Source organism: Pseudomonas sp. SWRI99, from assembly GCF_014270125.1.
GTDB lineage: Bacteria > Pseudomonadota > Gammaproteobacteria > Pseudomonadales > Pseudomonadaceae > Aquipseudomonas > Aquipseudomonas hamedanensis.
Map to the genome: position 1 here is coordinate 1 of NZ_JABWQR010000058.1, position 8771 is coordinate 8771.

General features: G+C 59.2%; 7 protein-coding genes. 4 read left to right on the forward strand and 3 right to left on the reverse strand.

All coding sequences use genetic code 11. The annotated features are described in order from the left end of the window. Positions 1-85: 85 nt before the first annotated feature. The 3 genes from HU743_RS26850 to algW all read right to left on the reverse strand — a co-directional run bounded on the left by HU743_RS26850 (position 86) and on the right by algW (position 4169). Positions 86-805 carry a DUF4198 domain-containing protein gene (locus HU743_RS26850; RefSeq protein WP_186652371.1) on the reverse strand — a complete coding sequence of 240 codons (720 nt, stop codon included), beginning with the start codon at positions 803-805 and terminating at the stop codon, positions 86-88. A gap of 12 nt (positions 806-817) precedes the next feature. Further along, positions 818-2923 (reverse strand): TonB-dependent siderophore receptor, encoded by a 2106-nt coding sequence (locus tag HU743_RS26855; protein WP_186652373.1) that lies wholly within the window; start codon positions 2921-2923, stop codon positions 818-820. Positions 2924-3011: 88 nt separating this feature from the next. Beyond that, positions 3012-4169 carry a Do family serine endopeptidase AlgW gene (gene algW / locus HU743_RS26860; protein ID WP_039759347.1) on the reverse strand — a complete coding sequence of 386 codons (1158 nt, stop codon included), beginning with the start codon at positions 4167-4169 and terminating at the stop codon, positions 3012-3014. Between the two features lie 103 nt (positions 4170-4272). On the opposite strand from algW, the gene HU743_RS26865 reads away from it, so the two are divergent. From HU743_RS26865 to cysN, 4 genes are all read left to right on the forward strand, one after another. Next, positions 4273-5031, forward strand: a complete 759-nt coding sequence (locus HU743_RS26865) for a Nif3-like dinuclear metal center hexameric protein (RefSeq protein WP_186652376.1) — start codon at positions 4273-4275, stop codon at positions 5029-5031. 249 nt (positions 5032-5280) lie between these two features. Beyond that, the gene (gene cysD / locus HU743_RS26870) at positions 5281-6198 is read left to right on the forward strand and encodes a sulfate adenylyltransferase subunit CysD (protein ID WP_007912374.1); all 918 of its coding nucleotides are present in this window, start codon (positions 5281-5283) and stop codon (positions 6196-6198) included. 104 nt (positions 6199-6302) lie between these two features. Continuing rightward, positions 6303-6644 (forward strand): four helix bundle protein, encoded by a 342-nt coding sequence (locus HU743_RS26875; protein ID WP_186652379.1) that lies wholly within the window; start codon positions 6303-6305, stop codon positions 6642-6644. Positions 6645-6697: 53 nt separating this feature from the next. Continuing rightward, on the forward strand, positions 6698-8596 hold the full coding sequence (cysN, locus tag HU743_RS26880; RefSeq protein ID WP_186652381.1) for a sulfate adenylyltransferase subunit CysN: 1899 nt from the start codon (positions 6698-6700) through the stop codon (positions 8594-8596). The last annotated feature ends 175 nt before the right edge of the window (positions 8597-8771 follow it).

Sequence of the window (8771 nt, forward strand, 5' to 3'; positions counted from 1 at the left end):
CGATTACGCCGGGTCAGCCAACATGAATGTTGAATGTCCCTACGCTATCGCGAGCAGGCTCACTCCTACAGGAGACTTGTGGTGCCTATTCGTGATGCGCCTCGCCGAGGAATGTCAGCGAACTGAACAACCCACGACTGTCCACATCCGCACTGCCCTTCACCGGCACCTCGACCTGCGCCGCAATCACATTCAACCCTTCATTCCTCACCAGCACTTGCGCACGCCCATCCTTGTCCGTTTCGGTGTTCAGCGTGTTCGGCGCGCTGCGATAGTCGCCAATCAACTTCACCCCGGCCGCCGGTTTGCCATCGAGCAATACTCGCACCGGCAACGATTTGCCTGGCCCTACAGTCAGCGGATCGACCTCCGGCAGGATCAGCAGTTTGATCTGATCAAGCTTCGGCAGCTTCGCCCCCGGCTGATAGATCGCCAGGCTGTATTTGAAGGTTTGCGTAGCCTCGGTGGCGCCGGGCACTTTGCTGCGTCCTTCGTTGACCCATTTTTTGTCCGCCGTCTGCGACCACATGCCATTGTTCAGTGCCACGGCCATCACCGCCGGTGGCTTTAACGGTTTCAGCCGTGCGTGATCGGCCAGACGCTCGACGCTGACCGGGATCATCTTGCCGCCCGCGTCATACGCCCAGGCACCACTGATTTTCTGCGCCTTGAACGCGTTGTCTTCGGCGCCGTGACCGTAGACCACTTCGATATTGCCGCGGCGTTGTTCGGTCCACAGGCCATGGGCCGAGGCGTGGCCGGCGAACAAAGCGGCGAGGATCATGAGGGTTTTGCCGTAGTGCATGGGGACGTCCTTTTACAGATTGAGTGTCAGGCTGACGGTGAAATTGCGCGGCTCGCCGGGGTTGACCCAGTAGTTGCTGTAAGAGCGCTCGTAGTATTTCTCGTCGAAGATATTGTTCAGGTTCAGGCCGAGCGTGACGTTGTCGCTGGCCTTGTAATGGGCGAGCAAGTCCACGGTTTGATAGGCAGGCAATTCGAAGTCGCTACCGGACTCGCCCGAGCGATCGCCTACATAGGTGAACGCTGCGCCGACATCTGAGCCGCGCAGATGGCCATCCTGAAATTCATAAACACCGAGCAGACTGCCGCTGCGTTTGGCCACGCCGAGGATGCGGCTGCCAGTGGGAATGCTCGCATCGCCCTTGGTGACTTCGGCGTCGATGTAAGCGAAGGCGCCGATCACCCGCACGGCGTCGGTCACCTGGCCGGTGATTTGCCAATCGAACCCCTGACTGCGGGCCTTGCCCATGGCGCGGCTGGTGTCGGTGCCCGGATCAAGGGCAAGGACGTTTTCCTTGTCGATGTGGAAAAAGGCGAGGGTGCTGCTCACACGCTCGTCGAACAGGTCGTTTTTTATCCCCACTTCGTAACCGACGCCTTCTTCCGGGTCGAAGGATTTCCCGGAAGCATCCAGTCCGTTGTTCGGTTTGAATGAGGTCGAGGCGTTGGCGAAGAGGCCGGTGTTCGGCGTCAGTTGATAGAGCAGGCCGGCGCGTTGAGTGAGAGCATCGTGACGCTGCTGGCTTTTGGCGTTACGGCTGTGATCGTCGATGCGCTGATCGAAATGCTCGAAGCGCGCGCCGACCATGCCGCGCAGTTTGTCGGTAAAGATGATCTGGTCCTGCAGGTTCAGCGCATGACTTTCGACGTGCTCGAAGAAGTCGGTGCCTGAACGAGCGCCGTTGGGTTTCGGCTGACCGTAAATCGGCTTATAGATGTCGATGGCGTAGGGACCGCCGGCAATAGTGGTGACGCGCTCGTCCTTGCGGTAATTCTCGTACTCGGTGCCAACCAGCAATTCATGCTGCCAAGGCCCAAGGTCGAACAGCCCGCGCAGTTCCAGTTGGGTGATGCTGTCGTGCCAACTCGTATCGCGTTCACGCAAGCGGCGGTTGACCGTGTGGCCGTCGGCGTTCAGCGCCCGTTGTTCCGACGCATCGCCCCAGAGTTTGCCTTCCTTGTAATGGCTGGCCAGGCGCAATTTCCAGCTGTCGTTCAGATGGTGTTCAAGGGTGGCCTGGAGCAGGTTGTTGTGGTTGTCGATGTCGCCGTCGTTGGGCTCGCCGAGGAAGGTCGAACGCGAGACACCGCTCCATTTATTGTTCGGCGCGACGATGCCGCGATCGAATGTCGAGCTGTGACGGACGATTTCACTTTCTACCAACAGCGACGTGTCCGGGTTCAACTGCCAACTGATCGACGGCGCAACGAATACGCGCTTGGCGTCGACGTGATCGCGGAAGCTGTTGTTGTCCTCCACGGCGAGGTTGATGCGCGAGAGCACGTCGCCCTGTCCATCGAGAGGCGTATTGACGTCCAGCGCGGTGCGATAGCGATCCCAACTGCCAGCGCTGGTTTGCAGGGTGGTAAAAGCTTCGGGCTGGGGTTTCTTGGTCACGATGTTTACCGTGCCGCCCGGATCGCCGCGGCCATACAGGCTGGCAGCCGGGCCTTTGAGCACCTCGATGCGCTCGATGTTGGCCGCGTCAGGGGTACTGGGATAACCGCGATTGGCGCTGAAGCCGTCCTTGTAGAACTCCGACGTGGTAAAGCCACGCACGCTGTATTCGTACAGCGTCAGGCCGCCGAAATTGTTTTGTTTCGATACGCCGCCAGCAAAATCCAGCGCGCGCTCCACGCTGGTACTGCCCAGGTCGTTGAGGACGCTGGCCGGCACCACGCTTATGGCTTGTGGGATGTCACGAATCGCCGTGTCGGTTTTGGTCGCGCTGGCGGAGCGCGTCGCACGATAGCCTTTGACTGGACCTGTGGGCGATTCGTAGTCGGAGGTGACGCTGATGGCGTCGAGCTCCAGCGGCTGCGGCTCATCGGCGAAGGCGGGATCGCACAGCAAACCCAGGGTCAGGCCCAGCAGTGAGGCCTTTTTGCGAGACGACATGTTATGTTGTTCCAATTGCTAGAATTGAAACAATATAACATGCCCGTTGAGAATGTCTGTTATTCACGCCACTGGCGCGAATACATTTTTATTCTTCTTTTTCTTTCACCGGGGCGGGCGGTGGACGCAGGCCGATTTCAGCGGTCAGCTTCAGCTCTTTGCCGTTGCGCATCACCTGAATCGTGACTTTGTCGGTCGGTTTGATCCGCGCGACCTGGTTCATCGAACGGCGGCCATCGCCGGCCGGTTCGCCATCGATACTCAGAATCACATCGCCCAGCTGCAACCCGGCTTTCTGCGCCGGGCCATCGCGGAAAATCCCCGCGACGACAATGCCCGGACGTCCGGACAAGCCAAACGACTCGGCCAGTTCCTGGGTCAGCGGTTGCACTTCGATGCCCAGCCAGCCACGAATCACCTGGCCGTGCTCGATGATCGACTTCATCACCTCCATCGCCAGTTTCACCGGAATCGCAAAACCGATGCCTTGCGAGCCGCCGGACTTGGAAAAGATAGCCGTGTTGATGCCGGTGAGGTTGCCGTTGGCATCGACCAGTGCACCACCGGAGTTGCCGGGGTTGATCGCTGCGTCGGTCTGGATGAAGTCTTCGTAGTTGTTCAGGCCTAACTGGTTACGCCCGGTGGCGCTGATGATGCCCATGGTCACGGTCTGGCCGACGCCGAACGGGTTGCCGATGGCCAGAGCGACGTCGCCGATGCGAATGCTGTCGGAGCGACCGACAGTGATTGCCGGCAGGTTTTTCAGGTCGATTTTCAGGACGGCCAGATCGGTCTCGGGGTCGCTGCCGATGACCCGGGCCAGGGTTTCCCGGCCATCCTTCAATGCCACGACGATCTGGTCGGCGCCGCTGGTGACGTGGTTGTTGGTCAGGATGTAGCCTTCCGGGCTCATGATCACACCGGAGCCGAGGCTGGATTCCATGCGCTTCTGCTTGGGCGAGTTGTCGCCGAAGAAGCGCCGGAATTGCGGATCTTCAAACAAAGGATGCGCCGGTTTGTTGATGACCTTGGTGGTGTACAGGTTGACCACCGACGGTGCAGCGATGCTCACCGCGTCGGCATAGGACACCGGGCCCTGCTGCACGATAGTGGTTTGCGGGGCCTGCTGCAGGTTGACGTCAAGGCTCGGCAGCCCGACCCACTCGGGGTAACGCTGAATAATCAACAGAGCGATAAGCACACCGGCCAACAGTGGCCAGCCGAAAAAACGCAGCGCCTTGAGCATTAAGCACGTCCTGGAAAGGTTGCAGGCGGGGTCAGACCGCCCATAATGTCGCGCATTATACGAGGCCGCGCGCGCCTCTGAACGGGATATTTAGGAGTCTTTCATGGCCGTCGCCCTCAGCACCCTCGTCGCAGAAGCCGACCGTTACCTTGGCAGCGCCAAAATCGCCGATTATTGCCCCAATGGCCTGCAAGTCGAGGGCCGCCCGCAGGTGATGCGCATCGTCAGCGGTGTCACCGCCAGCCAGGCATTGCTCGACGCGGCGGTCGAGGCGGGAGCCGATCTGGTGCTGGTGCATCACGGCTATTTCTGGAAGGGCGAGAACCCGTGCGTCACCGGCATGAAACAGCGCCGGCTGAAAGCCCTGCTCAAGCACGACATCAGTCTGCTCGCCTACCATTTGCCGCTGGATCTGCACCCGGACGTCGGCAATAACGTGCAGCTGGCACGCCAACTGGACATCACGGTTGAAGGGCCGCTGGACCCGGACAATCTGAAAATCGTCGGTCTGGTCGGCTCCTTGACCGAACCGATGACCGCGCGCGATTTTGCCCGCAAGGTGCAAGACATCATGGGCCGTGAGCCGCTGCTGATCGAAGGCAGCGGCATGATTCGCCGGGTCGGCTGGTGCACAGGCGGTGGCCAGGGGTATATCGATCAAGGCGTGGCGGCAGGCGTCGATCTGTTCATCAGTGGCGAGGCCTCCGAGCAGACCTTTCACAGCGCGCGGGAAAACGACATCAGCTTCATCGCCGCCGGCCATCACGCCACCGAACGTTATGGCGTCCAGGCGCTGGGTGAGTATCTGGCGAAACGCTTCGCCCTCGAACACATCTTCATCGACATCTCGAACCCTATCTGACACACCGCGTTTCCCCTGTAGGAGTGAGCCTGCTCGCGATAGCTTTGTCATATCCAACATAGCTGTGACTGATTCACCGCTATCGCGAGCAGGCTCACTCCTACAGGGGGCTTTCCGCCCAAACGAGTGGGCATATTCATATGCCCTTTCGTTCTAGTTGGCGTCCTGATTAGAAGAGGTCGCTGTGCTAGGATTCCCCGCTCGAACACGGCCCGCTGGCCGTTCATAAGAAAGCTTTCGTGAGTAGCCATGGTCGACAAACTGACGCATCTGAAACAGCTGGAGGCGGAAAGCATCCACATCATCCGCGAGGTGGCCGCCGAGTTCGACAACCCGGTGATGCTGTACTCCATCGGTAAAGACTCCGCCGTGATGCTGCACCTGGCACGCAAGGCGTTCTTCCCGGGCAAACTGCCGTTTCCGGTGATGCACGTCGACACCCGCTGGAAATTCCAGGAAATGTACAAGTTCCGCGACAAGATGGTCGAGGAACTGGGCCTGGACCTGATCACCCACATCAACCCCGATGGTGTGGCGCAGAACATCAACCCATTCACCCACGGCAGCGCCAAGCACACCGACATCATGAAAACCGAGGGCCTGAAACAGGCACTCGACAAGCATGGTTTTGACGCAGCGTTCGGCGGCGCCCGTCGCGATGAAGAGAAGTCCCGCGCCAAAGAGCGTGTGTACTCGTTCCGCGACAGCAAGCACCGCTGGGACCCGAAAAACCAGCGTCCCGAGCTGTGGAACGTCTACAACGGCAAGGTCAACAAGGGCGAATCCATCCGTGTGTTCCCGTTGTCGAACTGGACCGAACTGGACATCTGGCAGTACATCTACCTCGAAGGCATCCCGATCGTGCCGCTGTACTTCGCCGCCGAACGCGAAGTGATCGAGAAGAACGGCACGCTGATCATGATTGACGACGAGCGCATCCTCGAGCACCTGTCTGATGAAGACAAAGCGCGCATCGTCAAAAAGAAAGTGCGGTTCCGCACCCTTGGCTGCTACCCGTTGACGGGCGCGGTGGAGTCCGAGGCCGAAAGCCTGACGGACATCATTCAGGAAATGCTCCTGACGCGAACTTCCGAGCGCCAGGGCCGGGTCATCGACCACGATGGCGCAGGCTCGATGGAAGATAAAAAACGTCAGGGTTACTTTTAAGCTTCGAGTTACAAGCGGCAAGCTGCAAGTTTAAGGCGGTATGCGTAACTTTGCGGTTTGGCGCTTGCGGCCGGTTGCTGCGAGCCGGAATCGGATGACTCGTAATGGATTTCGAGAGACTGGTTGTTTGGCAGCGAAGTAAATGTCTGGCAGTGAGGATTTTCAAAGAGTTTGCGCGATGCGGGGATTTTGGATTCAAGGATCAGATCACCCGCTCTGCACTTTCGGTGCCTTCCAATATTGCTGAAGGCATGGAGCGTCGGAGTTGCAAAGAAAAGGTTTACTTTCTTTGGATTGCGAAAGCTTCTTGTGGAGAGCTGCGCACCCAAATTCTCATAGGCCGAGATATTGCTTACATCGCAGAACCGCTGGCTGAAAATTGGATTATGGAGACCCGAGAGCTTTCTAGGATGCTGGTTGGGTTGATCAACAAAATTTCTGACTAGCTGTACGCCGACAAGCTTGCCGCTTGAAGCTTACAGCTCGGAGCTTGAATGCAATGAGCCATGTTTCTGATTTGATCAGCGAGGACATCCTCGCCTACCTGGGCCAGCACGAACGTAAAGAGCTGCTGCGCTTTTTGACCTGCGGTAACGTCGATGACGGCAAGAGCACCCTGATCGGGCGCCTGCTGCACGATTCGAAGATGATCTACGAGGATCACCTCGAAGCGATTACCCGCGACTCGAAGAAAGTCGGCACCACCGGTGACGACATCGACCTGGCCTTGCTGGTCGATGGCCTGCAGGCCGAGCGTGAGCAGGGCATCACCATTGATGTTGCCTACCGCTATTTCTCCACCGCCAAGCGCAAATTCATCATCGCCGACACCCCCGGCCATGAGCAGTACACCCGCAACATGGCCACGGGGGCGTCCACCTGTGACCTGGCGATCATTCTGGTCGACGCCCGTTACGGCGTGCAGACCCAGACTCGTCGTCACAGCTTCATCGCTTCGTTGCTGGGGATCAAACACATCGTCGTCGCCATCAACAAGATGGACCTGAAAGACTTCGACGAAGGCGTGTTCGAGTCGATCAAGGCCGACTACCTGAAGTTCGCCGAAGGCTTGAAAATGAAGCCGACCAGCATGCACTTCGTGCCGATGTCTGCCCTCAAGGGCGACAACGTGGTGAACAAGTCCGAGCGCTCGCCGTGGTACACCGGCCAGTCGCTGATGGAAATCCTCGAAACTGTGGAAGTTGCCGGCGATCGCAACTTCACCGACCTGCGTTTCCCGGTGCAGTACGTCAACCGCCCGAACCTGAACTTCCGTGGTTTCGCCGGCACCCTGGCCAGCGGCATCGTGCACAAGGGCGACGAAGTCGTGGTGCTGCCGTCGGGCAAAAGCAGCCGGGTCAAATCCATCGTCACCTTCGAAGGTGAGCTGGAACACGCAGGTCCCGGTCAAGCGGTGACGCTGACCATGGAAGATGAAATCGACATCTCCCGCGGCGATTTGTTGGTGCATGCCGATAACGTGCCGCCGGTCACTGACAGCTTCGAAGCGATGCTGGTGTGGATGGCTGAAGAGCCAATGCTGCCGGGCAAGAAATACGACATCAAACGCGCCACCAGTTACGTGCCAGGCTCGATCGCCAGCATCGTCAACAAGGTCGACGTCAACACCTTGGAAGAAGGTCCGGCGAGCGCATTGCAGCTCAACGAAATCGGCAAGGTCAAGATCGCGCTCGACGCGCCGATTGCTCTCGACGGTTACGAAAGCAACCGCACCACCGGCGCGTTCATCGTCATCGATCGTTTGACCAACGGCACTGTTGGCGCCGGCATGATCGTCGCCCAGCCTGTGACGCATGGCACCGCCACGCACCACGGCAAACTGGCCCACGTAGCGACTGAAGAACGCGCCCAGCGCTTCGGCCAGCAACCGGCGACCGTGCTGTTCAGCGGTCTCTCGGGCGCGGGTAAAAGCACGCTGGCTTATGCGGTCGAGCGCAAGCTGTTCGACATGGGCCGTGCGGTGTTTGTGCTGGACGGGCAGAACCTGCGTCAGGACCTCAACAAAGGTTTGCCGCAGGATCGTGCCGGTCGCACCGAAAACTGGCGTCGTGCCGCGCACGTGGCGCGTCAGTTCAACGAGGCGGGCCTGCTCACCCTGGCCGCGTTTGTTGCGCCAAGTGCCGAAGGTCGCGAGCAGGTCAAGGACCTGATCGGCAAGGATCGCTTGCTGACGGTCTACGTGCAGGCATCGCCAACCGTGTGCGCCGAGCGTGATCCGCAAGGTCTGTACGCCGCTGGCGGCGACAATATCCCGGGCGAATCCTTCCCATACGACGTGCCGCTGAATGCCGATCTGGTGATCGACACGCAGTCGCTGAGTGTGGAAGAAAGCGTCAAGCAAGTGCTGGAACTGCTGCGTAAACGCGGCGCGATCTAAGCAAAAAACAGCTGCAAGCTTTTAGCTTGAAGCTGCAAGAAAAAGCCCGCCAGTGAGTGATCATCGGCGGGCTTTTTTATTCGGGCTAACTCGGTTGGTGATCGTTCCCACGCTCCGCGTGGGAATGCAGCCCGGGACGCTCCGCGTCCCTGCCGAAGCGGACGCGGAGCGTCCA